23 protein-coding genes and 1 tRNA gene are annotated in these 25,775 nt (G+C 31.8%); 14 read left to right on the top strand and 10 right to left on the bottom strand.

Annotated elements, in window-relative coordinates:
• Window positions 1–12: 12 nt before the first annotated feature.
• Window positions 13–3,132 carry an Eco57I restriction-modification methylase domain-containing protein gene (locus C3L50_RS08790; RefSeq protein WP_103805805.1) on the top strand — a complete coding sequence of 1,040 codons (3,120 nt, stop codon included), beginning with the start codon at window positions 13–15 and terminating at the stop codon, window positions 3,130–3,132.
• A 1-nt stretch (window position 3,133) separates the two neighbouring features.
• Complete coding sequence (locus C3L50_RS08785; protein WP_103805804.1) at window positions 3,134–3,856, top strand: hypothetical protein; 723 nt, start codon at window positions 3,134–3,136, stop codon at window positions 3,854–3,856.
• Here C3L50_RS08785 and C3L50_RS08780 read toward each other — a convergent pair.
• A complete protein-coding gene (locus C3L50_RS08780) occupies window positions 3,853–5,976 on the bottom strand; it encodes a Tex family protein (protein WP_103805803.1) in 2,124 nt (707 codons plus the stop codon). The two genes, C3L50_RS08785 and C3L50_RS08780, sit on opposite strands and share 4 nt — an antisense overlap.
• A gap of 55 nt (window positions 5,977–6,031) precedes the next feature.
• On the opposite strand from C3L50_RS08780, the gene C3L50_RS08775 reads away from it, so the two are divergent.
• Complete coding sequence (locus tag C3L50_RS08775; RefSeq protein ID WP_103805802.1) at window positions 6,032–6,298, top strand: DUF1294 domain-containing protein; 267 nt, start codon at window positions 6,032–6,034, stop codon at window positions 6,296–6,298.
• Here the strand turns inward: C3L50_RS08775 and C3L50_RS08770 are convergent.
• From C3L50_RS08770 to C3L50_RS08755, 4 genes are all read right to left on the bottom strand, one after another.
• Window positions 6,288–7,430 (bottom strand): ATP-binding protein, encoded by a 1,143-nt coding sequence (locus C3L50_RS08770; protein WP_103805801.1) that lies wholly within the window; start codon window positions 7,428–7,430, stop codon window positions 6,288–6,290. The genes C3L50_RS08775 and C3L50_RS08770 overlap by 11 nt on opposite strands.
• A gap of 197 nt (window positions 7,431–7,627) precedes the next feature.
• Complete coding sequence (locus tag C3L50_RS08765) at window positions 7,628–8,545, bottom strand: cation diffusion facilitator family transporter (protein WP_103805944.1); 918 nt, start codon at window positions 8,543–8,545, stop codon at window positions 7,628–7,630.
• A gap of 4 nt (window positions 8,546–8,549) precedes the next feature.
• Window positions 8,550–8,978, bottom strand: coding sequence for a ribose 5-phosphate isomerase B (rpiB, locus tag C3L50_RS08760; RefSeq protein WP_103805800.1), 429 nt, complete (start codon window positions 8,976–8,978; stop codon window positions 8,550–8,552).
• Window positions 8,979–9,622: 644 nt separating this feature from the next.
• Window positions 9,623–9,856: a DUF2007 domain-containing protein gene (locus C3L50_RS08755; protein WP_103805799.1), complete on the bottom strand. Its 234-nt coding sequence runs from the start codon at window positions 9,854–9,856 to the stop codon at window positions 9,623–9,625.
• A gap of 108 nt (window positions 9,857–9,964) precedes the next feature.
• Here C3L50_RS08755 and rnr point away from each other — a divergent pair, with 108 nt between their 5' ends.
• From rnr to C3L50_RS16325, 4 genes are all read left to right on the top strand, one after another.
• Window positions 9,965–12,145, top strand: coding sequence for a ribonuclease R (rnr, locus tag C3L50_RS08750; RefSeq protein ID WP_103805798.1), 2,181 nt, complete (start codon window positions 9,965–9,967; stop codon window positions 12,143–12,145).
• 27 nt (window positions 12,146–12,172) lie between these two features.
• On the top strand, window positions 12,173–12,838 hold the full coding sequence (locus tag C3L50_RS08745; protein ID WP_103805797.1) for a head GIN domain-containing protein: 666 nt from the start codon (window positions 12,173–12,175) through the stop codon (window positions 12,836–12,838).
• Window positions 12,839–12,908: 70 nt separating this feature from the next.
• Window positions 12,909–13,586, top strand: a complete 678-nt coding sequence (locus C3L50_RS08740) for a LysE family translocator (protein ID WP_103805796.1) — start codon at window positions 12,909–12,911, stop codon at window positions 13,584–13,586.
• Between the two features lie 28 nt (window positions 13,587–13,614).
• The gene (locus C3L50_RS16325; RefSeq protein WP_103805795.1) at window positions 13,615–14,001 is read left to right on the top strand and encodes a hypothetical protein; all 387 of its coding nucleotides are present in this window, start codon (window positions 13,615–13,617) and stop codon (window positions 13,999–14,001) included.
• 230 nt (window positions 14,002–14,231) lie between these two features.
• Here C3L50_RS16325 and C3L50_RS16320 read toward each other — a convergent pair.
• The 3 genes from C3L50_RS16320 to C3L50_RS08725 form a co-directional block, all read right to left on the bottom strand.
• A tRNA-Cys gene (locus C3L50_RS16320) sits at window positions 14,232–14,302 on the bottom strand.
• 83 nt (window positions 14,303–14,385) lie between these two features.
• Window positions 14,386–14,745 (bottom strand): dihydroneopterin aldolase, encoded by a 360-nt coding sequence (gene folB / locus C3L50_RS08730; protein WP_103805794.1) that lies wholly within the window; start codon window positions 14,743–14,745, stop codon window positions 14,386–14,388.
• A gap of 19 nt (window positions 14,746–14,764) precedes the next feature.
• Window positions 14,765–14,992 (bottom strand): hypothetical protein, encoded by a 228-nt coding sequence (locus tag C3L50_RS08725; RefSeq protein ID WP_103805793.1) that lies wholly within the window; start codon window positions 14,990–14,992, stop codon window positions 14,765–14,767.
• 110 nt (window positions 14,993–15,102) lie between these two features.
• Between C3L50_RS08725 and C3L50_RS08720 the strand changes: the two genes are divergently transcribed.
• The 4 genes from C3L50_RS08720 to C3L50_RS08705 all read left to right on the top strand — a co-directional run bounded on the left by C3L50_RS08720 (window position 15,103) and on the right by C3L50_RS08705 (window position 18,475).
• Window positions 15,103–17,223, top strand: a complete 2,121-nt coding sequence (locus C3L50_RS08720) for a glutamine--tRNA ligase/YqeY domain fusion protein (RefSeq protein WP_103805792.1) — start codon at window positions 15,103–15,105, stop codon at window positions 17,221–17,223.
• A 273-nt stretch (window positions 17,224–17,496) separates the two neighbouring features.
• Window positions 17,497–17,847, top strand: coding sequence for a YtxH domain-containing protein (locus tag C3L50_RS08715; protein WP_103805791.1), 351 nt, complete (start codon window positions 17,497–17,499; stop codon window positions 17,845–17,847).
• Between the two features lie 19 nt (window positions 17,848–17,866).
• A complete protein-coding gene (locus C3L50_RS08710) occupies window positions 17,867–18,217 on the top strand; it encodes a competence protein (RefSeq protein WP_103805790.1) in 351 nt (116 codons plus the stop codon).
• Window positions 18,218–18,220: 3 nt separating this feature from the next.
• On the top strand, window positions 18,221–18,475 hold the full coding sequence (locus C3L50_RS08705; protein ID WP_103805789.1) for a DUF6327 family protein: 255 nt from the start codon (window positions 18,221–18,223) through the stop codon (window positions 18,473–18,475).
• A gap of 31 nt (window positions 18,476–18,506) precedes the next feature.
• On the opposite strand, the gene C3L50_RS08700 is transcribed toward C3L50_RS08705, so the two are convergent.
• A complete protein-coding gene (locus tag C3L50_RS08700) occupies window positions 18,507–19,490 on the bottom strand; it encodes an SPFH domain-containing protein (RefSeq protein ID WP_103805788.1) in 984 nt (327 codons plus the stop codon).
• A 76-nt stretch (window positions 19,491–19,566) separates the two neighbouring features.
• Here C3L50_RS08700 and C3L50_RS08695 point away from each other — a divergent pair, with 76 nt between their 5' ends.
• Window positions 19,567–20,205, top strand: a complete 639-nt coding sequence (locus tag C3L50_RS08695; RefSeq protein ID WP_103805787.1) for a hypothetical protein — start codon at window positions 19,567–19,569, stop codon at window positions 20,203–20,205.
• A 33-nt stretch (window positions 20,206–20,238) separates the two neighbouring features.
• Here C3L50_RS08695 and gltX read toward each other — a convergent pair whose 3' ends face one another.
• The gene (gene gltX, locus C3L50_RS08690; protein ID WP_103805786.1) at window positions 20,239–21,741 is read right to left on the bottom strand and encodes a glutamate--tRNA ligase; all 1,503 of its coding nucleotides are present in this window, start codon (window positions 21,739–21,741) and stop codon (window positions 20,239–20,241) included.
• A gap of 164 nt (window positions 21,742–21,905) precedes the next feature.
• Between gltX and C3L50_RS08685 the strand changes: the two genes are divergently transcribed.
• Together C3L50_RS08685 and ybeY are read left to right on the top strand one after the other, a co-directional pair.
• The gene (locus C3L50_RS08685; RefSeq protein WP_103805785.1) at window positions 21,906–25,226 is read left to right on the top strand and encodes a DUF4175 family protein; all 3,321 of its coding nucleotides are present in this window, start codon (window positions 21,906–21,908) and stop codon (window positions 25,224–25,226) included.
• The gene (gene ybeY, locus C3L50_RS08680; protein ID WP_103805784.1) at window positions 25,223–25,642 is read left to right on the top strand and encodes an rRNA maturation RNase YbeY; all 420 of its coding nucleotides are present in this window, start codon (window positions 25,223–25,225) and stop codon (window positions 25,640–25,642) included. The genes C3L50_RS08685 and ybeY overlap by 4 nt, the downstream gene beginning before the upstream one ends.
• Window positions 25,643–25,775: the final 133 nt, after the last annotated feature.

The raw sequence follows: 25,775 nt of genomic DNA, 5'->3' as shown, positions 1-25,775 counted from the left end.
TATTTTTGTAGTATGGAAAAAGTTCGAGAAAATGAATTTTTAGTTGATGTACTAAAAAAATTAGATTTTTTTAGTTCTGATCCTTCTATTAAAAATGATTTTCCTGAAATTGTTTTTACTAAAAATCCTTCTTCAAACCTTCATCCAAAACATTATATTGCGCTTGAATTTGCCGAAAACCTTGAAGCTGATGCTGTTTACTTCAAATATTATGATGACAATCGTTTTTGTGTTCCTCAAGTTTATTTTTATGATAATTCAAATGGAATTTATGATAAAAACAAAATTGCCGAGATTCATAGAAATGTTTATAGTAGTAATCAAGTAGCATTAATAGTTGTTGTTGATACAGTTTCAATCCAATTATTTGACACAAAAGAATCTGTTAAACTAATTGATAATCAAATTTCTAATCTGAATTGCTTAATTAAAGAAACTCCATTTAACGTAGAAGAAAAACTAAAAATTTTAAAAGGTTTTTTTAATGCAAAAAAATTAAATTCAGGTCTTTTTTGGGAAAATAGAGATAATTCTAAACATTTTCTGAAAAATACTTCTGCTTATGAAAAACTAGTGGAAATTTTAAATAAAATCAAATTTGGATTTATTAAGGATTTTACAAATAAAAGCTTAAAAAAAGACTTTGCCGAAGATTTATTGTTTAAGTGTATTCTTATAAAATATTTAGAGGAAAATGGTTTAGAATACGCTCAAAAATTTTACAAAAAAAACAAAATTGGCTATAACACATTAAATGAAATTCTATCTAATAAAAAAATAATTGATTTATTTACTGCTTTAGAGGGTCATTTTAATGGTGGTGTTTTTGAAATTTCTCCTAGAGATAAAAACGGAAATATTGATTTAATTGAGAAAGAAAAGAGAGAAAATTACCTAAAAGAAAATAGTCTTGAAACTCTTGCCGAACATTTAGATGGAACTTTAGATAAAGGAAATCAAATATCGTTGTGGCAAGAATATTCTTTTAAATATATGCCAATTGAACTTATTAGTAATTTTTATGAAGAGTTTATTCAAAAAGAAGAAGATAAGAACAAAGGTACCGTTTACACACCAAGCCATTTAGTTAATTTATTAATAGATGAGTGTTTGCCAATATCTGCAAATGAAGAAGATTTAAAAACCAATGTAAAATTAGCAGATGTAAGTTGCGGCAGTGGTATATTTATAACTACTGCTTTTAAACGTTTGGTGCAGCGTTTAAGAGTAAGAAAATGGGTTGAAGCAGGAAGACCTACTTATTTACCAAATCCAACTTTAAAAGAAGTAAAAGATATTTTAACTAAAAATATTTTTGGGGTTGATTTACACCCTACTGCTGTAAAGTTAACAAAATTTAGTTTGCAATTAGCGTTATGTCAATTAGTTCCAAATGATGAATTATGGACTTGGAATGATGAAAAAGTTTTTGAAAATTTAGAAAATGAAAATATTTTTCAAGAAGATTTTTTTGATTTTCTTAGCAAAGAAAAATACCATAATTTTCATGAAAGTTTTGATTTAATTATAGGAAATCCTCCGTTTTTTCCTCTTACAGAAAATAAAGAAAAACCCGAATATTCTACTATAACAAAAAAATTAAAACAAGAAATAAATTTTGAATTTTCTGTTAAAATTCCTGATAATCAGTTAGCATTGATGTTTTTAGAAGCCAGTAGCGTTCTTCTAAAACCAAAAGCAGATTTGTGTTTTATTCAAAAATCAACTTCATTACTTTTTAATAAAGGGAAAGGTGTTAAAGAATTTAGAAATAGTCTTTTTAATCAATTTTATGTGCATCAAATAATTGATTTTACATTATTAAAGAATTATTTATACAAATCTAAAAGTAAAACCACAGTAGATGATTTAGGAAAACCAATTTATGAAAATGGGAAACTTAAAAAAACGGCCTCTACAGCTGTTGAATCCTGTGCAATTTTTTATAAAAAAGAAAAAGTAGAAGATTACAATACGTTGCATATTGTTTCTAGATTATTAAAAAATACTATCGAGGGTTTATCATTTGAATTTGATTATTATGATTTTCATGAACTTTCAAAAAATCAAATTTTAGAAGATGATACCATCTGGAGGTCTAACCTTTTAGGAGGAAATAGGCTGAATCATTTGATAAAAAAATTGAATGTTACAAACAGTTTTCAAACGAATTTAAAAGATTATGTTTTAAACCATTTAGGGATTGATGAAAGAGCTTATAGTGAAGGTTTTATGAAAGGTACTCCTCAAGGAAAGATTGATGGTAAAAATTTCTTTTGTGACTATGCTTCAAATAAAGACGTATTGTTCGTTTCGAATTTTAAAGAAAATAAATTAATTAAATTTCCTGAAAATTTCGATTTTTATTATGTTCCTAATGAAAAAGCATTTTTAGGACCTTTAATGACTATAAGGGAAAATATCCTTAATGGTAAATTATTTTACCTAACTCATAATTGTGATGTTGCTTATGACTCGCAAATTGTTGGTATTTCATTTGCTGAATTAAATAAAAAAGACATTATTTCATTTGAAAACAAAATAAAAGTAAACGAAAAAATAAATGCCTTAAAAACAGTATCAACTTGCTCAAAATTTTTTCTTGGTAAATCCTCTGTAATTACAAAAAAAGAAATTGACAATTGGACAATCCCTTTAAATTCAGATGAAATTCAGATTTCATTTGCTGAAAAAATTGTAATGAATGATGTTTTAGATAACATCTATCCATCATGGTATGAAAAGAAACCAAAAGTAAATGAAATTGCTACAATTATTGAATTAAACGAATTTGAAGACATTTTCAACCAATCATTCAATTCAATTTATAAAAAAGAAGATAAAGAACAACGATTAAGAAAACTCTTTATTGGCAATGATTTTTATGCCTTAGAATTTTATTATAGTAACGAAAGTTATGAAAAACAAATTATTAAAAATGCAGAATTTGAGATAGATGAAATTATTAGAAATAATATTTCTAGAAATGCAGTAGTAAATAGAGTGTTGAAAATATATGGAGAGAATACAATCACGCTTATAAAACCAAAAAACCTAAGATACTGGTTAAAATCAATTGCTTTACGTGATGTTGATGATGTTTTTGACGAAATGATTGAAGCAGGTTTTTAATATGAGGAAAGCGCAAAACACATATAAAAAACCAAAAGAGTTTGATATTATTAGAAAATCCTATCAATTAGAATTTTTTAATTTTATTGAAGAAAAAATCTCCTTATTTCCATCATATATTTCAAAAAGTTTTGATTTTCAAAATTTACCAAATACTATCCAAGGAGAAAATAAAATAACCGAACAATTCCATAGATTTTTGAATAGCCAAGAAAGAAATTTTAAATACAATGAAATTCTTAAATCAGATTTCTATCATTTTATATTTGAAAACCAATCCTCTGGCGAAAAGCATCGAAGTTATGACATTGGTGTAATTTTAGGAAAAGAGACCCACAATACAGGCAAAATATTAGTTATTGAAGCCAAAAGACTGCCAACACCAGGGAATTCCAGAAAAAAAGAATACTTATTTGGAAATTTAGGAGCAGTTGAACGATTTAGAAAAGAAGTTCACGGACAAGATATTAAATCTAATCAAGCAGTAATTATTGGTTACATTCAAAGTGAAAACCAGAATCATTGGTTCCAACAAATTAACTCTTGGATTGAGGAAGAAAATAAAAATCCAAATGAATCATCTTTAGCTTGGCAAAATGCCGATAAGTTTGTTAAAGATGATTCATTTTCTCAAATAAAAATAAGTAAATATACCTCTAATCACTCAAGACTTACTTTAGAAAAAATTAAATTACATCATTATTGGATTAATTTAATAAACTAAATTACCATCGTCAACTGAATTCTCTTTCTATCTTCATCAACCTCTGTTACTTTTACCTCAACGTGTTGGTGTAACTTTACCACTTCATTCACATCGCTCACGAAGCCAGCTTTGAGTTGAGAGATGTGAACCAAACCACTTTCCTTGATTCCCAAATCGACAAAACAACCAAAATTGGTGATGTTGTTGACAATTCCTGGTAAAATCATTCCGGTTTTCAAGTCTTTTATTGATTTTACATTGGGGTCAAATTCAAAAACTTTGGCTGATTTTCTAGGGTCTAATCCTGGTTTTTCGAGCTCTTTGATGATATCTTTTAAAGTCAACAATCCTATTTCTGGTGTAATATAATTTTCGACTTTAATCAAAGCTGTTTTCTCTTTATTGGCAATCAAATCATTTACCGAAAGTTTTAAATCTTTGGCCATTTTCTCCACAATCGGATAAGCCTCAGGATGCACGGCCGAATTATCCAACGGGTTTTTAGCATTCGAAATTCGAATAAAAGCAACACCTTGTTGATACGCTTTTTCGCCCAAACGAGGCACTTTTTTCAATTGTTTTCGGTCTTCGAAAGGGCCGTTTTCCGAACGGTATTGTACGATGTTTTCGGCCAGCTTCTCTCCTATTCCGCTCACGTAACTCAACAAATGTTTGCTCGCTGTGTTGATGTTTATTCCAACCGAATTCACGCAACGGATTACTGTCGAATCTAATTCTTCTTTCAATTTGGTTTGATCTACATCATGTTGGTATTGCCCTACTCCAATGGCTTTTGGGTCGATTTTTACCAATTCGGCCAACGGATCCGACAATCGTCTTCCGATAGAAACCGAACCACGAACCGTTACATCATAATTTGGAAATTCCTCCCTCGCAATTTTCGAAGCGGAATAAACAGATGCTCCTGCTTCTGAAACAATAAAAACCTGAACGGGTTTATCAAAAGCTATTTTCTTGATAAAAAACTCCGTTTCTCTGGAAGCAGTTCCGTTTCCGATGGAAATGGCATCAATATTATAGGCATTTACCATCGATTTTATCTTTTTCATAGCCATTGCAGTTTCATTTTGCGGCGCGTGCGGATAAATGGTTTCGTTGTACAGCAAATCGCCTTTTTCGTCCAGACAAACCACTTTACAACCTGAACGAAAACCGGGATCAATAGCCAAAATTCGTTTTTCGCCCAAAGGTGGTGCCAGCAACAATTGCCCCAAATTATTGGCAAAAACCTGAATCGAATTGGCATCCGCCTTGGCTTTGGCTTCCTGTAAAATTTCGTTTGAAATGGCAGGATTCAATAATCTTTTGTAACTATCTTCAATTGCTAATTGAACGTGTGGCGTACTTGGACTTTGTCCTTTCAAAACCAATTCGTCAATGATATCATAAGCTTCGTCAATATCAACCTCCACTTTAAACTTAATAAAACCTTCGTTTTCGGCACGAAGCATTGCTAATAATCTGTGCGATGGTGCTTTGGTCAAAGGTTCTGACCAATCAAAATATTGATTGAATTTTTGAGCTTCGGGTTCGTCTTTCTTGGTTTTTACCACCTTGGTAGTGATAGTTGCTTTGCGCTGAAAAAGTCTTCGCAACTGTTTACGAACATAGATATTTTCATTAATCCATTCGGCAATAATATCTCTTGCGCCTTGTAAAGCTGCATCTTCATTGATGACATTTTCATTGATATATTTAGTCGAAAGAAAATCAACATCCTCATTATTTTGTGCCATAATGATTTTCGCCAAGGGTTCCAATCCGTTTTCACGGGCGACATCGGCTTTGGTTTTTTTCTTCTTTTTGAACGGCAAATAAAAATCCTCCAATTCCTGTAAATCGAACGATTGATCTATTTTTGATTTTAATTCCGGCGAAAGTGCATTTTGCTCTTCGATTGATTTTAAAATCGCTTCTTTTCGCTTTATAATCGTTTCGTAATCTTTTTGAAGTTTAGCAATTTGTTCAATAATCGTTTCATCCAAATTTCCTGTTTTATCTTTTCGATAACGGGAAATAAACGGAATCGTGCAGTCTTCCTGCAATAATTGAACGGTGTTTTGAATGTTTATAGGTGCTGTGTTGACAGACTTGGAGATGAATTGTAGGTTGGTCATTTTTTGATTTTTTCGAACAGCTAAAATAATATCTTTGGAACTTAATTTCTGTTAAATGACTATTTTATTCTACTATTTTTTGATTTTGAATGGAATCGCTTTTGCCTTAACAGCTTATGACAAACATTTGGCAAAAGCTCAAGAACAAAGAATTTCAGAACGTAATTTGTTAGGTTTTGTTTTCTTTGGAGGAACAATTGGTTCGGGTTTGGCGATGCTTATTTTCAGACATAAAACTTCGAAAATATCCTATTTGTGGAAATATTTTGGAATCGTATCTATTCAAATTTTTATTATTTGGTTTTATTTAACTAGAGAATAAAATCTAAATAATTACTCCTGTTAATCACTTCAAAAGTGGCTTCAGGATACCCTTTAGCGAAAGCCGTAGGAATCTTTGCTTTTCTGTTTTCGCTCCATTTAAACTCAAATCCGGCGAGTGTTTCTCCTCTTTCCTCTAACCAATCCAATTCTTGTTGGTCGTAAGTGCGCCAAAAATAATTTTTGGTATTTATTTTTTGATACTGCTGTTTTTTTATTCTTTCGGATGCAAGATAATTTTCCCAAAGTTCGCCAATATCATTACGGTTTTCAATGGTTTTAAAGTTGTTTATAATACCATTTCGAATGCCGTTGTCATAAAAATACCATCGAGATGATTTTACTATTTCTTTACGAAGATTGCGACTAAAACCTTCTACTTTAAACAAAACAAAAACTTTAGAAAGTAAATCCAAATAATTAGCTACCGTGTTTTTAGACATCTGCAATTGCGTGGCTAGTTCGAGTAACGAAACCTCTTTTCCGATTTGAAAAGCAATTAATCGCAACAAATCATAAATTTTATTCGAATGTTTGATACCGTCAAAAATCAAAATGTCTTTTAGCAAATAAGAGTTTATAATTTCGTTGATATACTCCTCTTTACTTGCCCAATCTTCATATTGTTCGAGCTCTGGATAACTTCCAAAAAGCAATCTTTGCTCAAGATTTTCGATGGTTTTCTTGTAATTTTCTTTCTCTGCAAACTCTATTTGTGCTAGTGGAAAAAGATACATCGTATTTTTTCGACCCACTAAAGGTTCACCCAAATTATTAGACAAATCAAAAACCGACGATCCTGTGGCGATTACTTTTATATCATCGATAGAATCGACTATCAATTTCAAAATCATTCCGATATCAGGAATATGCTGCGCTTCGTCAATGACCAACAAAGACACATTTGACAAAAGCCGTCTATAATTACTTACCGAACGTTCTTTTAACAAATTGGCATCTTTTATATCTTCTCCATTCAAATGCAAATAAGAATCTGCAGGAATTGTTTCGAGATAATTTTTGATAAAAGCTGTTTTTCCCACTCGCCTTGCACCAAGCAAAATCAATACTTTATTAGGCAGTAACTTGCGGGCAAATTCAGTTAAAACGGCTCTTTTATAATGATTAGGCATTTCTAATTATTTAAAAATTATAATGCAAATATAAATAAAAAACGTTAATTCGGTCAGTTGATTGACTAAATTTACATTAATTCGGTCAGTTGATTGACTAAATTTACATTAATTTGGTCAATAAAAAATTAAAAAAGCCCAGTTTTTAGACCGAGCTTTAATTATTTATGGTGCGAAGCACCTCGATTTTTTTTTGACTAATCCTGAACTATAAAATCCTTAGAAGCTTCTTCCCTATTATATTCGGGTTGAATATTAATGTGATTGATTTGGAATTTATCAAATAAAACGTGCTCTATTTTATGCAAGATTTCATTAAATTCAGACATTTTTATGTCTTCTGAACAATCGAGATGCGCTTCAAGATGCAATTCATCATCGTTGAGATGCCAAACGTGAATGTGGTGTAATTTATCAGTACCTGGAATTTTGTGTACTTCTTCGATAATTTCATTTATATCAATATGAGTTGGAGTAAAAAGCATTAACATCTTTGTTGAATCTTTAAGTAAATCAAAGCCAACAACAAGTAAATATATTGCAATTGCCAATGTTAAAACGCTATCGACCCAAAACCACTGAAAATATTTCATCAATAATCCACCAACTAAAACGGCTACTGATGCTAACATATCTGTAAACAAATGCAAATAGGCCGATTTCATATTCAGATTTTTATCAGCATCATTTTTTAATAATAATACCGACAAACCATTTGCAACAATTCCTATAATGGAAAGCCAAATTACTAAACCAGATTTAATGGGTTCTGGATTGAAAAAGCGTTCGACAGCTCCATAAACCAAAAACAAAGCCACAATGATTAAAGTCATTGCATTAACAAAAGCAGCAATAAGTTCAGCTCTTTTATAACCAAATGTTTGATTTACAGAAGCTTCTCTTTTAGCTAATTTATGAGCTACATAACTAAAAACCAAAGAAAGAACATCAGAAAAATTATGTAATGCATCTGACAATAAGGCTAAACTTCCAGATAGGATTCCACCAACAACTTGTGCTACCGTAATAACAATATTTAAAATAATAGAAAATAATAAATTTTTACCTTCTACTTGATGATGGTGGTGATGCTCGTGATTATGATGCTGTCCCAAAATATTAACAACTAATTTTATCAACTCTAGTTTGATGTCTTCCGCCTTCAAATTCGGTGGTCAAAAAAGTTTCAACAATTTCGATTGCTTGTTGTATTGATGTGTAACGGGCCGGAATACTAAGAACATTAGCATTATTATGTAATCGAGTTAAATAAGCAATTTCTTTTATCCAACACAATCCAGCTCTTACTTTTGGATGTTTATTAACCGTCATCGCAATTCCGTTTCCTGAACCACAAATTACAATTCCGAAATCGGCTTTTCCTTCAGAAACATCATTAGCTACTGGATGTCCAAAATCTGGATAATCTACAGAAGCATCGGTATCAGTTCCATAATTGGTCACTTCGTATCCTTTTGATTCTAAATATTCAACAATAGCTTTTTTATATTCTGGTCCTGCGTGGTCGTTTCCGATAGAGATTTTCATAATAATTTAGATTGAATTTTGTGCCGCAAATTTACTGAAACAATTACTTATTATTCTTAATATCAAATTAAATATATAACTATCATAGTTTTAATGTTATAGCTTTTTAAAAAAATAGTTTCTATAAAAATTAACTTGAAAAATTATTTCAAATGTAATTTTAATGTTAAATAATAGTAATGTTAATAGCATTTTGTAAATACTTGATAATCAGTTAACCTTAAATTAACACAGAATGTTTATAACTTTGAATAGAAAATTAGAACTATTTCTTGTTTGTATTGAATAAAAATGTAATCCAAAACCGGAATGAAAAAACCAAATTTAGTTTGGTTGATTTTTAGAAAAGTTATTGATAGAAATAAAGGTTTTATTAACAAAAATAGAAATGAAACTTATTTACAAAAACAATACTTTTTTTGTTATTAACTGTTGTTAATTGTTTTTAAAAAATGCTTGAAATTAAACCATTTACCTTCTTAAAACTATGTTAATAAATCGTTATAAAAACAAATAACTACAAAATTCTATATTTTAAATTAATTTTATTCTAACTATTAACACGCTATAATAACCATTAAAAAATTAATTTAAATTTCCTTTTCTTTTTGTTGTTTTTAATATGTGTTGACAACTTTTAAATTTCAAACAATTTTTAAATTATTGTTTAATTCGTCTAAAATGTTTTGAACTCTTTCAAAATCATTTTTATGAACTTTCAGATGAATTCCGCCATAGGCAATACTAGCCAATGGATCAATTGAAATTAAATTCTCATTTTGAAACAAAAAAGGAATTCCTTCATTTTGTAAAATAGATTTCAAAACTATGATTTCATGAGCAAAATTAAATGAGGCAATGGTTTGAAAATGGTCCATTTTGTAAATTTTTATAAAGATACAAAAGTTATATTTTAGATAAATCTATTCTCTATTTTCTGTTTTCTGTTTTCTTATTTGTAATTTTAGACCTTTAAGAAAAGATTTATGAGTAAAAAACTGAGAAAACCAGTAAAAAAAGAGAAAGACTTCTCTGAAAAAATTATCAAAATACTAGCTCAAAATGCCAATAAAGCATTTAATTATAAGCAAATAGCTGCCATTTTAGAAAAAGATGATACCAAAAGCAGAAACGAAATCATCAGAGATTTAAAGATTCTTGCTTCCTCCAAAAAAATAATCGAAACTGAACCTGGAAAATATTTGGTCAAAGCCATTAGCCAGGATTATTACGAAGGAACAATCGATATGACTGGTCGAAAAACCGCATATTTTATTTGTCCTGATTTTGAAGAAGACGTTTTTATTCCCACCAATAATTTAAATAGAGCTTTAGACAAAGACAAAGTAAAAGTCTATGTCTATAATCGTAGAAAAGGACGAAGACCTGAAGGAGAAGTAATAGAAGTGGTTGAAAGAGCCAAAACTGATTTTGTGGGAGTAATTGATATTCAAAAGAATTTTGCTTTTGTTTCGACTGCCAATCCAAAAATGTACACCGATATTTTTATTCCAAAAGATAAATTAGGCGAAGCCGAACAAGGTGATGTGGTTTTAGTTCACATTGAAGATTGGCCTAAAAGAGCCGATAGTCCTTTTGGAACCGTAGTAAAAGTTCTTGGGAAACCAGGAGAACACGATACAGAAATTCACGCTATTCTTGCAGAATATGGTTTACCAGCCGAATTTCCGGTAGAAGTAGAGGTTTATGCTCAAAAAATAGACACTTCAATTACCGAAGAAGAAATTAATAAACGTCGGGATATGCGTGATACTTTAACTTTCACAATTGATCCAAAAGATGCCAAAGATTTTGATGATGCTTTGTCTTTCAAAAAGTTAGACAATGGAAATTACGAAATAGGAATTCACATTGCCGATGTTTCTCATTACCTTCAAGAAGGAACCATTTTGGATGATGAAGCTTATCAACGTGCGACTTCAGTATATTTGGTAGATAGAGTAGTGCCAATGTTGCCTGAAGTTTTATCCAATTTTGCTTGTTCATTGCGTCCGCAAGAAGAAAAATATACGTTTTCGGCTATTTTCGAAATTAGTGAAAAAGCACAAGTGGTCAATCAATGGTTTGGAAGAACTGTGATTTATTCAGATCAACGATTTGCTTATGAAGAAGCACAATACATCATAGAAACGAAAGACAATACTATTCCAGCCGAAACTTCAATTACTGGCACTTCCTATAAAGTTTTGGATGAAATTGTCGCAGCAACGCTTAAAATGCAGGATTTGGCTCAAATTTTGAGAAGAAATAGAATGAATAACGGCGCCATTTCGTTTGATAAAGTCGAAGTAAAATTTAATTTAGATCAAGAAGGCGAACCAGAAGGTGTTTATTTTAAAGTTTCAAAAGATGCTAATCATTTGATTGAAGAGTTTATGCTTTTAGCGAATAGAAAAGTGGCTGAATACGTTGGAAAACAAAAGAAAACTTTCATTTATAGAATTCATGATGAACCGAATGAAGATAAATTAATTGCGATGCAAACCGTAATTGCCAAATTTGGTTATAAAATAGATTTCAGAAATAAAGGTGATATTTCGAAATCATTGAATGCTTTGATGGTGGAAGTGAATGGAAAAAAAGAACAGAATTTAATTGATACTTTGGCGATTAGAACCATGAGCAAAGCCAAATATTCGACCGATAATATTGGACATTATGGTTTGGCTTTTGATTATTACAGTCATTTTACATCGCCAATTCGTCGTTATCCTGATGTTATGGTGCATCGATTATTGCAATTTTATTTAGATGGAGGAAAATCAGTCGATGAAGAAACTTATGAAACCAAATGTTTGCATTCCTCAACTATGGAAGGTTTAGCATCGAATGCTGAACGAGATTCTATCAAATATATGCAAGTGAAATACATGCAAAATCATAATGATCAGGAATTCTTAGGAGTAATTTCAGGTGTGACTGAATGGGGAATTTTCGTAGAAATTATCGAAAATAAATGCGAAGGAATGGTTCGAATTCGTGAAATTAAAGACGATTATTACACTTTCGACGAAAAACAATATGCCTTGGTTGGAGCTACAACAAAATCGCTTTTGCAATTAGGAGATGAGATTTACGTTAAAGTAAAAAATGCTGATTTAGTCAAAAAACAATTGGATTTTAACTTTATTAGAAGAAATGAATAGATGTTTTTATAATTAAAATTTAAAAAAATGAAAAAGATTATTGTAGTAATATTTGTGTTAGTAACACAATTAAATTATAGTCAAACCACCATCAAATTAGACGATTTTGATGAAATAAAAGTGTTTGATCAATTGAATGTAACTTTAGTACCTTCTACAGAAAATAAGGTAGAAATTACAGGAAAAAACGAAAGTAGTTTTGAAACTGTTAATAAAAATGGAGTTCTAAAATTAAGAATGAAATTAGCAAAAATATTATCAGGAGACGGAACTAAAGTGACTTTATATTTCAAAAATATTAAAAGTATTGATGCCAACGAAGGTAGTATTGTGAGTTGTGCAGCAGTTTTTAAACAAACAACTATAGATTTATCTTCGCAAGAAGCGGCAAAAATTGAAGTTGATTTGGATGTAGATAACGCTTCAATTAAGATTTCTTCGGGCGGAATTGTTAGTTTAACTGGCAAAGCTGTAACTCAAAAATCAATTATCAATTCAGGAGGACTTTTTTATGCTAAAGATTTAGTAACTTCTCAAACCTCGGTGAGTGTTTCAGCAGGAGGAAGTGCCGATGTAAATGCAACAACTCTTGTCAATGCCAAAGTGAATGCAGGCGGATCTATTTCTATTTATGGCAAACCAAAAGAAATCAAACAAGAAACCTTTGCAGGCGGAACTATAATTGAAAAATAATTTGTAGTAATTAGTGATTAGCCTTTAGTAACTAGCTAATCACTAATCACTAAAAACTAATTACTAAAAAATGATTAACGATATTGTATCAGGAATTCCGTGGGGAATTTTTTTAAGTTTTATGATAGGTCCTGTTTTTTTTATATTGCTAGAAACTAGTATTATAAAAGGATTCAGGGCTGCTTTAGTTTTTGATATTGGTGTGGTTTTGGGTGATATTGTATTTATTGCCATTGCTTATTTAGGCAGTTATCGACTCATTAAAAGTCTCGAAGACAATTCGGCTTTATTTATTTTTGGAGGAATGTTGATGTTGGCTTATGGTATTATTTCGTATATCAGTTTACACAAAGAAAAAAAGGTAAATACCCATAAAATAGACAACGAAATTATAAAAAAAGATTACTTAGGTCTGTTTGTAAAAGGCTTTTTTCTTAACATTATCAACATTGGAGTATTGGGATTTTGGTTGGCTGTAATTATTTCAGTTGGACCCAAATTAGAGATGCAAAATTCCAGAATGTTAACTTTTTTCACAACTGTTATTGTATCTTATTTATTGGTTGATTGCATCAAAATAGTATTGGCCAAGCAGTTAAAAACCAAAATGACACCAAGTAATATTCTTAAAATAAAGAAAATAATAAGCATTGTTTTGATGATTTTTGGCGTGGCTTTAATTGTTCAAGGTTGGTTTCCAAAGGAAAAAGAAAAACTGAAAGATGCTTTGGAAAGGATTGATAAGTAATGATTTAAATAATTATAAAGCGTAGATTATGAATGATTTTGAAATAAATAAAACGTACGAAAGTTATATTATTTTATGTTTTTTTGTATTACTATTATTACCAATTATAATTGTTGCATATAAATCAGATTTATTTAAAAAAATTACAGTTTTAAAATTTATAAATACGATAAACAAAAGCTTAAAATACCAGTTTAATATTTGGATAATTTCATTTTGCATTATGGTTTTTATTCAAAAATTTTTCTATGTTGATAGAAATGTCTTTTTAATAATTATAAACGAAACCTTATTAAGTTATATATTTATGTTTATTGTTTACTGTATTTTAGTTTTAATAATAAATATAGTTGGTGTTTTTGTTATTGCAATAACAAATAATAAAACTAAAGATATTTTGAAAAAGATTGACTAAACTTAATAATTAATCACAAAAAAACCCTCAAGTTTCCTTGAAGGTTTTAGAGACATCGTTGGGATTCGAACTATAACTTTACTTAATTTTTCCTAAAAATTAACCACAAAAAAACCCTCAAGTTTCCTTGAAGGTTTTAAAGGCATCGTCCGGATTCGAACTGTAACTTTATTTAATTTTTCCTAAAAATTAGACATAAAAAAACCTCTCAAAAAGAGAGGTTAATTCAGAGGCATCGTCCGGATTCGAACCGGAGTAGGAGCTTTTGCAGAGCCCAGCCTAGCCGCTCGGCCACGACGCCAATTATTTATTGGTGTGCAAATATACTAAAAAAGTTAAAAAAGGAAAGCAATAATTACAAAGATTTAAAAATTCATAATTAGCTTAATTTCGATATTCTTCCATTTCTATTGTAACTGCTTCAACATCACCGCCAATAGGAGGATTCAATTTTGAAACTGCCAAGGTAATTCTCGAAATAGCGGCCACTTCATCAAAAATTCTTTTAATAATTCGGTGAGCAACGTGTTCTAATAATTGCGATCTTATAGCCATTTCTTCTTCGACAATACGGTTCAAAAGCACATAATCAACAGTATCTTCCAGATTATCCGAAAGAGCTGATTTACGCAAATCGGTTTTTACTTCTAAGTCAACCGAATAATCTGAACCAATTTTTCCTTCTTCAACTAAACAACCGTGGTAGGAATAAGTACGGATGTTTTTTAGTTTTATGATGCCCATTTTATAGTTAATTTCAATGCTATTTAAGCCATTTTTTATCCAAATCTTTCTTTACATCTTCCCAACTTCTGTAATCTTCTGGTTTCGAATTTTTTATTCTATCCAAAACTAAATCTTGTTGCCATTGAGGAACTGTCTTATCAAAATATTCAAATTCTTCATCAACCGAAACTTCGGGTTTATCTTTTAAATATTCCATAAAAGTAGGATAAAAATCATCTGGAATTGTAATAGTTAATTGTCTCATAACTTTCAATATTTATACAAAAATAGTAATAAATTTAATTGAAAGTCTATTATATCCAAGTCTATTATCTGCATCTATTTTTTTACATTTGCATTTCAATTTAGAAAATTATGTCAACCGAAGAAAAATCACTCCATTTTATAGAACAAATTATAGAAGACAGCTTAGCAAGTGGTTTTCCCCAGAATAAATTACGATTTCGTTTTCCGCCAGAACCCAACGGTTATTTGCACATTGGTCACGCCAAATCCATTTGTTTGAATTTTGGTTTGGGTCTAAAGTACAATGCGCCAGTTAATTTGCGTTTTGACGACACCAATCCAGCCAAAGAAGAGCAGGAATATGTTGATGCCATCAAAGAAGATTTGCTTTGGTTAGGTTTTAATTGGGCCGAAGAACGTTATGCTTCCGATTATTTTCAGCAGTTGTACGATTGGGCTATTTTGATGATTAAAAAAGGGAAAGCTTATGTTGACAGTCAATCTTCTGAAGATATGGCGGCTCAAAAAGGTACACCGACACAACCAGGAGTAGATGGACCTTATAGAAATCGTTCGGTTGAAGAGAATTTGACTTTGTTTGAAGGAATGAAAAATGGAGATTTCCCGGAAGGAAGCCACGTTTTGCGTGCCAAAATCGATATGGCTTCCACCAATATGTTGATGCGTGATCCTTTGATGTACAGAATTTTACACCGTCATCATCACAGAACAGGTAACGATTGGAAAATCTATCCAATGTATGATTATGCCCACGGCGAAAGTGATTATATCGAACAAATTTCACACTCCATTTGTACACTTGAATTTGTGATGCACAGGGAATTATATGATTGGTTTTTGGATCAAATTTATGATGAAACTTTAGTAAGACCCAACCAATACGAATTTGCGCGTTTGAACTTGAATTACACTGTAATGAGCAAGCGTAAATTATTGCAATTGGTTCAAGAAAATATAGTGAACGGCTGGGATGATCCAAGAATGCCAACTATTTCAGGTTTGAGAAGAAGAGGTTATACGCCGGCTTCGATTCGTAAATTTTGCGATGTTATTGGTGTGGCCAAACGTGAAAATATCATCGATGTTTCGCTTTTGGAATTTTGTTTGAGAGAAGATTTAAACAAAACAGCTCCTAGAGTTATGGCTGTTTTAGATCCGATAAAAGTGGTTATTACCAATTATCCAGAAGAAAAAGAAGAACTTTTAGATGCCGAAAATAACCAAGAAGATGAATCGGCAGGTTTCAGAAAAGTGCCTTTTTCAAAAGAATTATATATAGAAAGAGAAGACTTTTTAGAAGTGGCTCCAGCCAAATTTTTCCGTTTGTCTTTAGGAAATGAAGTACGTTTAAAAAACGCCTATATCATTAAAGGAGAAAGTGTTGTGAAAGATGCAGCAGGAAATATTACAGAAATTCACGTCACTTATGACACCGATTCCTTGAGTGGAAGCGGTAGTGAAGCTTCTAAAAGAAAAGTGGCCGGAACCTTGCATTGGGTTTCCATAAAGCATGCTGTTGAAGCGGAAGTTCGTTTGTATGATAGACTTTTTATAGACGAAGCACCAGACAGTCACAAGGAAAAAAATTTCCTTGATTTTATGAATTCAAACTCTTTGCAAATCGTAAAAGGATTTGTAGAACCAAGTCTTTCTATAGTGAAACCTAGAGATAAATTCCAGTTTCAACGTTTGGGTTATTTCAATGTGGATAAAGATTCAACTGCTTCTAAATTAGTCTTTAACAAAACTGTTGGACTTAAAGATGCCTGGGAAGAAAAAGGAAAAAAAGAAGAAAACAGCATCAATAATTCACTGAAAGACATCAATAAATATTTTAAAGTTGCCACAAGAGAAGAACGTATCGCTATCAGAAAAGCAATAGGGGAGACCTTGGCCGGAATTGCGAATTATAGTTTACTTCAAAATTCATTCAAAAAGAACATCAACAATAACAAAAGTTCCTTGTTGTTTGCCAATTTAATTTTGAAATATTCCAGTTTGAAATCATCCGATTTTGATAATGAAGATTTAACTAAATTGTATTTGATGTCTTTAAGAAGTGAATCAACATTTGTTCGTTTGAGAGCCATTTTAAATTTACTAAATATTGAAACCGATTCGGAATTTGTAAATTCCTTTAAAGAGGAAATTTTGAAATTAAAATCCAATCCTCCGAAAAGTACAACCGAAAGAGAATCGGAATTTATAGAACAATTTTTAAATAAATAAAAACTATCAAAAGCGCTTTTAGAAGCGCTTTTTTTTATTATTTATTTTTCTGATAGATTTTTAAAATTATATCAATTTAATTGATTAAAATTAACTTTCATAAATTAATTTTAAAGCAATTATTTTAGTTTTACATCTTTGTAGTTGTTAATGAAAAGTTGATTCAAAAAAACGCTTTATTTTAAGTTTTAGTTCAATTTAACGGCTTGTTAACATTGCTGTGTTAATAAATAGATTAACTTTAGGACAGTATTAATTTAAATTCTAAAAACGATGTCAAATAACACAAATTCAGTATTGGCACTTTTATTAGGTGCAGCGATTGGAGCAGGAGTTGGAATTTTATTTGCTCCAGATAAAGGTTCGAAAACCAGAGAAAAAATTAAAGATGGTTTTGATGAAGCTAAAGACAATTTAAAACATAAATTTGAAGATGTAACGCATCAATTGAGAAAAAAGTTTGAAGGATCAAAACACAATATGGAAGAAACTTACGAAGAAATGGTTTCGAATATGAGTTATAAAACTGAAGACGTTATTTCTTTTTTGGAAACTAAATTAGCCGATTTGAAAGAACAAAACGCCAAACTTCAAAAAAAACAATTAGCTAATCACGAAAATTAATTTTCTTAAACACTAATTTATGGCTTTTGAAGAACTAAAAGAACATACCGAAGACATTCAAAAAGAAGCGCAAGCTTATATCGAAAACAGTATAGCTTATTATAAGTTATGGGGTTTTAAGGTGGCAATGAAATCTACCACGATGATTTTTAAGTTTGTTTTAATTGCCATTGCTTTGATGATGGTTTTGTTGTTTTGTTCTATAGCAGGAGCCATCGCAATCGGGAATGCCTTGGATAGTTATGCCTTAGGATTTTTAATAGTAGGTGGAATTTATTTAGTTTTCTCAGGACTTTTATTTTTAATTAAAGATAAAATGGTGGAAGGACCCATCTTGGAGAAATTTTCAGAAATCTTTTTTAACGACTAAAGTATGGAAAACAAAAAATATTCATCCTACGCACAAATTGAGTTGGAATTAAAAATCTTGAAAATAGAAAGAGAACTCAACTTGAAAAGAGTCGTTTTAAACGTCGAAAAGACAAAAGAAAGTTTATTACCCAAAAACATAGTAAAGAGTTTTTTAGGTGATTATAAATCAATTGTTTCTAACAATATCGGAACTATAATTAATATTGCCATTCCAATTTTAATCAATTGGATAACAAAAAGAAAAAGAGGCCATTAAGCCTCTTTTTTCATTTAAAAACACGTTGTTTTTAAGCTGGTTCAGCTGGATTTGAAGTATCTGACGGATTGTAATCTGTCGAGGTGTGATTTTTAGATTTTTCTCGTTTGGGTTGTTTTTTCATTTGTTCTCCAATAATATTCGAAGCTGTAAAACTAGTCACCATACCGTTGAGCATATCGCTGGCGGCTTGTGGAGAATTGGGCAATAAAATCAAATTCGAATTCGTATCAGCGCCAATGGCTTGCAGTGTATCATAATGTTGCGTGATTACAATCAATGCTGATGCTTCTTGCGAATTGATGCCCACATTGTTCAAAACTTCTACACTTTCAACCAATCCACGGGCAATTTCTCTACGTTGATCGGCAATACCTTGACCTTGCAATTTTTTACTTTCGGCTTCGGCTTTGGCTTTAGCCACAATTCTAATTCTTTGCGCTTCGGACTCAAACATTGCTGCTGTTTTTTCTCTCTCGGCAGCATTGATGCGATTCATAGCGTTTTTTACTTGAATATCGGGGTCAATATCGGTAACCAACGTATTGATAATGTCGTATCCATAAGTAGTCATTGCTTCGTTCAATTCTCTTTTTACAGCAATGGCAATATCATCTTTTCGGATAAACACATCGTCAAGTATCAATTTTGGTACTTCGGCTCGAACCACATCAAAAACATAAGCCGTAATTTGATCGTGTGGATATTCCAATTTATAAAATGCTTCGTAAACGTGTTCTGGAATTACTTTGAATTGTACAGATACTTTCATTTTTACAAACACATTATCCTTGGTTTGTGTTTCAATAATAACATCTAGCTGTTGAATTTTAAGATTTACACGCCCAGCCACTTTATCAATTACAGGCAATTTGAGTTGCAAACCCGATTGTCGAATGCCAATAAACTTACCAAATCGTTCTATAACAACTGCGGTTTGTTGTTTGACGGTAAAAAAACTCGAGAAGAAAATAAATAGTGCAAAGACTAAAATAATAATTAATACAGGACTCATAGAATATAATTTAGGTTAAAAAATACCGTTAAATTACAAAAAAACTTTAGGTTTGTCTTTGAATAATTCAATATTTATGAAAAAGATTTTTCTTACTTCTGTTTTAACCTTGATTTCGACGATTTGTTTTTCTCAATATGAGTATAGAGATTCTAATCGAATCGGAATAAGTTTTGGTGTCAATCAGTTTACTTTAAACACCAATAATTTTCAAACCAAACCCGGAACAGGTTGGAACGGCGGACTTTCTATGCGTGGAAATTACTATGACAATTGGGATGCACTTTATGCAATGCAGTTCAGTGAGAACAATTTTTCGGTTAGTACGAACAGTGGTTTTATAACAGAAGACACCAATTATAAATTATCTTCTGTACAAATATCGTTTCTGTTTAGTTATAAAATTGTCGAAAATCATCTCAGTGTAGAAATAGGTCCTTTAGTTCAAATTAACGGAAAGTTAAATGTAGAGAAAGGCAAAGAAAACAACATCATTTCTGGAACTACTTTGTTGGCCAAAGACATTGTGGATATTTCACAATTTAATTTTTATCCAACTATTGGAGTTACAGCCGGTGTTCGCCACGTTCGTTTCAATGTTTCCTATCAATATGGCGTAAATAATATGCTCGGTAATTTGAATAACAAGAACCTGGGTTATAGTTTTAAAGGAAATCCCGGAATATTGAATGGCAATTTGATTATTTATTTATAAAAAAAACTCCCAAATTTGGGAGCTTTTTTAGTTTTATAAAGTAGCTATTGCTTTCTCAATTCTTTGAATTGTTTCTTCTTTTCCAATGAGTTCCACGATGTCAAATAGGTGAGGACCTTTTAGGGCACCAACTAGACTCAAACGAAACGGCTGCATTACTTTTCCCATTCCAATTTCGTTTTTGGTCATCCAGTCTTTGACGATGGTTTCAATATTTAGAGATGTAAAATCACTTATTTCTTCCAATACCGAAATCAATTCTTGCATTAATGCAGGCGTTTCCTCTTTCCAATTCTTTCTCGCTTTTTCGTCATAAGTAATTGGTGCTTGAAAAAAGTAATCGCTCAAATCCCAAAATTCCGAAACGAAATGTGCTCTTTCTTTAATTAGAGAAACTATTTTTGTCAAATCGAGCGCAGTCGAGATGCCTTTTTCTTCTAAAATAGAAGCGAAGCTTTTCGCCAAATCGGCATCATTTTGTTTGATTAAATACTGATGATTGAACCATTTGTTTTTTTCGGGATCAAATTTAGCTCCTGCTTTGTGAACTCTACTTAAATCAAATTTCTCCACTAATTCTTCCAACGAAAACAATTCTTGTTCCGTTCCGTCATTCCAACCCAATAAAGCCAAGAAGTTGACCACGGTTTCAGGGAAAAATCCTTTTTCTCTATAACCTGATGAAACGCCTTCTTCTGTTTTCCATTCCAATGGAAATACAGGAAAACCTAATTTATCACCGTCACGTTTGGATAATTTTCCGTTTCCAACTGGTTTTAATATCAAAGGCAAATGAGCAAATTCTGGAGCCTCCCATTCAAATGCTTTGTATAATAAAACGTGCAAAGGCATTGACGGCAACCATTCTTCGCCACGAATTACGTGAGTAGTTTCCATTAAATAGTCATCCACAATATTGGCCAAATGATAGGTTGGCATTCCGTCACTTTTGAACAAAACTTTGTCGTCCAAAAGATTGGTTTCAAATTTTACTTCGCCACGAATAATGTCTTTTAAATGCAAAGTTTCATCGACAGGAGTTTTAAAACGGATTACATAATGTTCGCCATTGGCAATTCTTTTGGCTGTTTCCTCAGCAGAAATTACCAAGGAAGTATCTAATTTCTCTCGATTGTGATGGTTGTAAATAAATGTTTTTCCTTCGGCTTCGTGTTGTTTTCTATGAAAATCCAAGGATTCTGGAGTATCAAAAGCATAATATGCCCAATCCGAATCAATTAATTGTTGCGCATATTGTACGTACAAATCCTTACGATCGCTTTGTCTGTAAGGACCAAATTTTTCGTTTTTCCCGATGGTTTCGTCTGGCGCAATTCCCAACCATTCCAAAGCTTCCATAATATAGGCTTCGGCACCGGGTACAAAACGAGTTTGATCGGTATCTTCAATTCGAAGAAAGAAAACACCCTTGGTTTTTTTGGCAAACAAATAATTGAATAGGGCAGTACGTACACCGCCAATATGTAAAGGTCCTGTTGGACTTGGTGCAAAACGCACACGAATTGGTCTTGACATTTTTTATAAATTTTGGTGCAAAGATAATTAGAAGTTGGAAGTCAGAAGAGGGAAGAGGGAAGTTTTTAGAGAATTAGTCGATGAATTTACCTTTAATTAATTTTTAACTGAAACAGAATTGAAAAATAGTTACTTTTATCGGTTATAAAAACAAGTCACACATTTTGGAGCAATCAAATTTCATTTATCAAAAGCTGGAACTTTTCATCAGGAAGTTTTACACCAACGAACTCATTCGGGGAATGATTTTCTTTATTGGGTTAGGATTACTGTATTTCCTGTTTACCGTTTTTGTAGAATATTTTCTTTGGTTAAAGCCTGTGGGAAGAACCCTTTTGTTTTGGACATTTATAGGTGTTGAGTTTTTCCTTTTGTTCGGGTTTATTTTGTTTCCCATTTTCAAATTGTTCAAGCTTCAAAAAGGAATTGATTACAAAGAAGCATCCGCTATCATTGGAAATCATTTCACGGAAGTAAATGATAAATTGACGAATTTCCTCCAATTATCAAATGACCAAAATCAATCGGAATTATTATTGGCTTCAATAGAACAAAAAGCCAACGCACTAAAACCAATTCATTTTGGTAATGCCATTAATTTTAATACGAACAGAAAATATTTGCCTTTGGCGATTTTGCCTATTTTGTTTTTTGCTTTCTTCTTTGTTTCGGGAAACAGTACAATCATCTCTCAAAGTTTGAATAGGGTAGTGCATTTCCGTGAACAATTTTTGCCACCAGCTCCTTTTGAATTTGTGTTATTGAATAGTAATTTACAAACGGAACAAAATCAAGATTTCATCGTTCGCATCAAAACTCAAGGGAAAATTGTTCCTGAAAATGCAATGATTTTTATTGGCGACGAAAGTTATTTTATGGAATCAACCAAGCCGGGAGAATTTCAATACCGAATTGAAAAACCGTCTTCCAATATTTTGTTCCACGTGGAGGCGAATACCATTTCTTCATCCGATTATGAATTGAATGTGGTGAGCGTTCCATCGATTGCTAATTTCGAAATGCTTTTAAATTTCCCTGCTTATCTAAACAAAAAGCCAGAAATTATCAAAGGAAATGGAAATGCCATTCTTCCCGAAGGAACTCGTGTAACTTGGAGAATTAATGCTTTGGCAACTCAAAATGTGGTATGGAAAAATGCTTCTTCCAATGCTTCATTTGCTAAAACTGAAAACAATTTTTCTTTATCAAAGCAAATCGTTGAAAATACAGAATATCAAATCCTGACTTCAAATTCTAAAGTAAAAAACTATGAAAAACTGAATTATCAGATTTCAGTTATCAAAGATCAATTTCCGACCATCAATGTCAACAACGCTCCCGATAGTTTAAAAGTGGATAAAAGCTATGTTTTAGGGCAAATTTCAGATGATTATGGATTGTCTAAACTTCAGATAGTTTATTATCCTAAAAACAAACCAGAATCGGCCAAACGTGGAACAATTGCAGTTAAGTCGAATCTGTATGATCAGTTTGTTTTTGCTTTTCCAAGTTCGCTTCCTGTAGAGCAGGGAGTGTCGTATGAATACTATTTTGAGGTTTTTGATAACGATGCTATTCATAATTTCAAAAAGACTAAATCTTCTGTTTTCTCGAATCGAATTGCTACGGATGAAGAGAAAGAAGATCAGGATTTTCAACAACAAAATGAAAGTATTAATGGTTTAGAAAAATCATTAAAAAACCAAGACAAGCAAATTTCTGAAATGGATAAATTGCAAAAAGCAGGAAAAGAAAAAGACAATCTCGAATTTAAAGATCAGCAAAAAATTAATGATTTTATCAAGCGTCAGCATCAGCAGGATAAAATGATGAAGGATTTTGCCGAAAAAATGAAAGACAATTTAGATAAATCCAAAACCGGAAAGAAAGACGAGTTTAAAGAAGAATTGCAAAAAAGGTTAGAAAACGTCGATAAGGATTTAGAGAAAAATAAGAAACTTTTAGATGAGTTAAAAGAGTTGAACGACAAAATCAAGCAAGAAGACTTGATGGAGAAAATGGATAAGTTCAAACAAACGGCCAAAAATCAAACCAAGAGTTTGGAGCAGTTGGTGGAGCTAACCAAGAAATATTATGTTCAGAAAAAAGCTGAACAACTAAAAGATAAATTGGACAAACTCGCCGACAAGCAAGAAGATTTGTCAAACAGAGAAAAAGAAAACACTAAAGAAAACCAAGACGAAATCAACAAAGAATTCGATAAAATTCAGGAAGATTTAAAAGACTTGGATAATGAAAATAAGGAATTAAAAAAACCGTTGTACATTCTAGATGATCCTGCACAGGAAAAAAGCATTGATGAAGATTTGAAAAAAGCTTCGGATGAATTACAGAAAAACAGTAAGTCATCTGCCAAGCCAAAACAGAAAAGTGCTGCCAAAAAGATGAAGCAAATGTCCCAAAAAATGGAACAGGAAATGGAAAGCGGAGAGAAAGAAGAACTCGAAGAAGACATTTCAATGTTGCGTCAGATTCTGGATAATCTTTTGGCTTTCTCTTTTTCGCAAGAAGATTTGATGGGCAAATTCAAAGGCTATAAAGTAGGTTATCCTGCGTTTAATAAAGCATTAAAAAACCAACAAGATTTGAAATTACAGTTCAAACACGTGGATGATAGTTTGTTTGCGATGTCTTTGCGCAACCCTAAAATTGAAGAAAATATAACCAAGGAAGTGGGTAATGCACTTTATAATTTAGACAAATCATTAGAGACTTTAGCCGATGCTCAAATTGCAAAAGGAGTTTCGCATCAGCAATATACGGTGGCTTCGGCAAACAAATTAGCGGACTTTTTATCCGATGCTTTAAACAATATGCAAATGCAATTGTCGGGAAGTATGGGTGCAGGCAAACCAAAAAAAGGCGACGGCGACGGAATGCAATTGCCAGATATTATCAAGAAACAAGAAGGACTTGCCGAGAAAATGAAAGAGGGAATGAAGAAAGGGCAGAGTCCAGGCGACAAACCCGGTCAGGGCAAGCAAGGCGAAAAGGGTGAAAAAGGAAAATCAGGAAAAGGTAGTGGTTCGGAAGGCGAGAACGGAGAAGATGGCGAAGGCGATGCGCAAGCCATTATGGAAATTTACAAAGAACAAAAACAATTGCGTGAAGCCTTGCAAAATGAGTTGAACAAACGTGGTCTTGGCGGTAACGGACAGAATGCTTTGGATCAAATGAAGCAGATAGAAAAGCAATTATTAAACAAAGGTTTTAAGAATGAAAACCTGCAACGCATCCTTAATGTAAAACAAGAATTACTGAAACTAAACACCGCCATTCAGCAACAAGGACAAGAAAACAAACGCCAAGCGGAAACGAATAAAAAGGAATTTACAAACCAATCGAAACCCTTGCCATCGGCTTTGTTAGATTATTTAAACTCTGTAGAGATTTTAAATAGACAATCCCTACCTTTGCGCACGAATTTTAATCAAAGAGTTCAAGAATATTTCAATAAAAAATGATCGACTTTAATTACGAAACCGAGTTCGTTTTAGACAACGAAGAAGCTATTGCTAATTGGATTTCCAAAGCAATCACATCCGAAAATAAAACAGAAGGCGAGATAAATTACATCTTCTGCGATGACGACTATTTACACAAAATCAACTTGGAGCATTTAAGCCACGACACCCTTACTGACATCATTAGTTTTGATTATACGATGGGGAATGAAATAAGTGGCGATATGTTTATTTCTGTTGAAAGAGTAAAAGACAACGCTATTGATTTCAATGTTTCTTTTGAAGAAGAATTGAAGCGTGTTATGGTTCACGGGATATTACATTACTGTGGATACAAAGACAAAACGGAAGCGGATGCTCTTTTGATGCGCACTAAAGAAGACGAAAAAATCGCTATGTTTCACGTGGAACAGTAGGCGTAATTTCTGCATACAGATTTCAGAATGCATATTTGTTTCACGTGAAACAAATTAGGATTAAGTCAAAATTTAGTTTTAGAAACGATCTAAAATGAAATGTGTTTCACGTGGAAAAAGTATATTAAATTAA

This window comes from Flavobacterium alvei (genome assembly GCF_002920895.1).
Taxonomy (GTDB): Bacteria; Bacteroidota; Bacteroidia; order Flavobacteriales; family Flavobacteriaceae; genus Flavobacterium; species Flavobacterium alvei.
This window is presented reverse-complemented; position numbering and strand designations above follow the sequence as displayed.

Excerpts from the sequence above, each read along its gene's own strand:
- C3L50_RS08790 (WP_103805805.1), top strand. The coding sequence starts at position 13 with ATGGAAAAAGTTCGAGAAAATGAATTTTTAGTTGATGTACTAAAAAAA.
- C3L50_RS08785 (WP_103805804.1), top strand. The coding sequence starts at position 3,134 with ATGAGGAAAGCGCAAAACACATATAAAAAACCAAAAGAGTTTGATATT.
- C3L50_RS08780 (WP_103805803.1), bottom strand. The coding sequence starts at position 5,976 with ATGACCAACCTACAATTCATCTCCAAGTCTGTCAACACAGCACCTATA.
- C3L50_RS08775 (WP_103805802.1), top strand. The coding sequence starts at position 6,032 with ATGACTATTTTATTCTACTATTTTTTGATTTTGAATGGAATCGCTTTT.
- C3L50_RS08770 (WP_103805801.1), bottom strand. The coding sequence starts at position 7,430 with ATGCCTAATCATTATAAAAGAGCCGTTTTAACTGAATTTGCCCGCAAG.
- rpiB (WP_103805800.1), bottom strand. The coding sequence starts at position 8,978 with ATGAAAATCTCTATCGGAAACGACCACGCAGGACCAGAATATAAAAAA.
- C3L50_RS08755 (WP_103805799.1), bottom strand. The coding sequence starts at position 9,856 with ATGGACCATTTTCAAACCATTGCCTCATTTAATTTTGCTCATGAAATC.
- rnr (WP_103805798.1), top strand. The coding sequence starts at position 9,965 with ATGAGTAAAAAACTGAGAAAACCAGTAAAAAAAGAGAAAGACTTCTCT.
- C3L50_RS08745 (WP_103805797.1), top strand. The coding sequence starts at position 12,173 with ATGAAAAAGATTATTGTAGTAATATTTGTGTTAGTAACACAATTAAAT.
- C3L50_RS08740 (WP_103805796.1), top strand. The coding sequence starts at position 12,909 with ATGATTAACGATATTGTATCAGGAATTCCGTGGGGAATTTTTTTAAGT.
- C3L50_RS16325 (WP_103805795.1), top strand. The coding sequence starts at position 13,615 with ATGAATGATTTTGAAATAAATAAAACGTACGAAAGTTATATTATTTTA.
- folB (WP_103805794.1), bottom strand. The coding sequence starts at position 14,745 with ATGGGCATCATAAAACTAAAAAACATCCGTACTTATTCCTACCACGGT.
- C3L50_RS08725 (WP_103805793.1), bottom strand. The coding sequence starts at position 14,992 with ATGAGACAATTAACTATTACAATTCCAGATGATTTTTATCCTACTTTT.
- C3L50_RS08720 (WP_103805792.1), top strand. The coding sequence starts at position 15,103 with ATGTCAACCGAAGAAAAATCACTCCATTTTATAGAACAAATTATAGAA.
- C3L50_RS08715 (WP_103805791.1), top strand. The coding sequence starts at position 17,497 with ATGTCAAATAACACAAATTCAGTATTGGCACTTTTATTAGGTGCAGCG.
- C3L50_RS08710 (WP_103805790.1), top strand. The coding sequence starts at position 17,867 with ATGGCTTTTGAAGAACTAAAAGAACATACCGAAGACATTCAAAAAGAA.
- C3L50_RS08705 (WP_103805789.1), top strand. The coding sequence starts at position 18,221 with ATGGAAAACAAAAAATATTCATCCTACGCACAAATTGAGTTGGAATTA.
- C3L50_RS08700 (WP_103805788.1), bottom strand. The coding sequence starts at position 19,490 with ATGAGTCCTGTATTAATTATTATTTTAGTCTTTGCACTATTTATTTTC.
- C3L50_RS08695 (WP_103805787.1), top strand. The coding sequence starts at position 19,567 with ATGAAAAAGATTTTTCTTACTTCTGTTTTAACCTTGATTTCGACGATT.
- gltX (WP_103805786.1), bottom strand. The coding sequence starts at position 21,741 with ATGTCAAGACCAATTCGTGTGCGTTTTGCACCAAGTCCAACAGGACCT.
- ybeY (WP_103805784.1), top strand. The coding sequence starts at position 25,223 with ATGATCGACTTTAATTACGAAACCGAGTTCGTTTTAGACAACGAAGAA.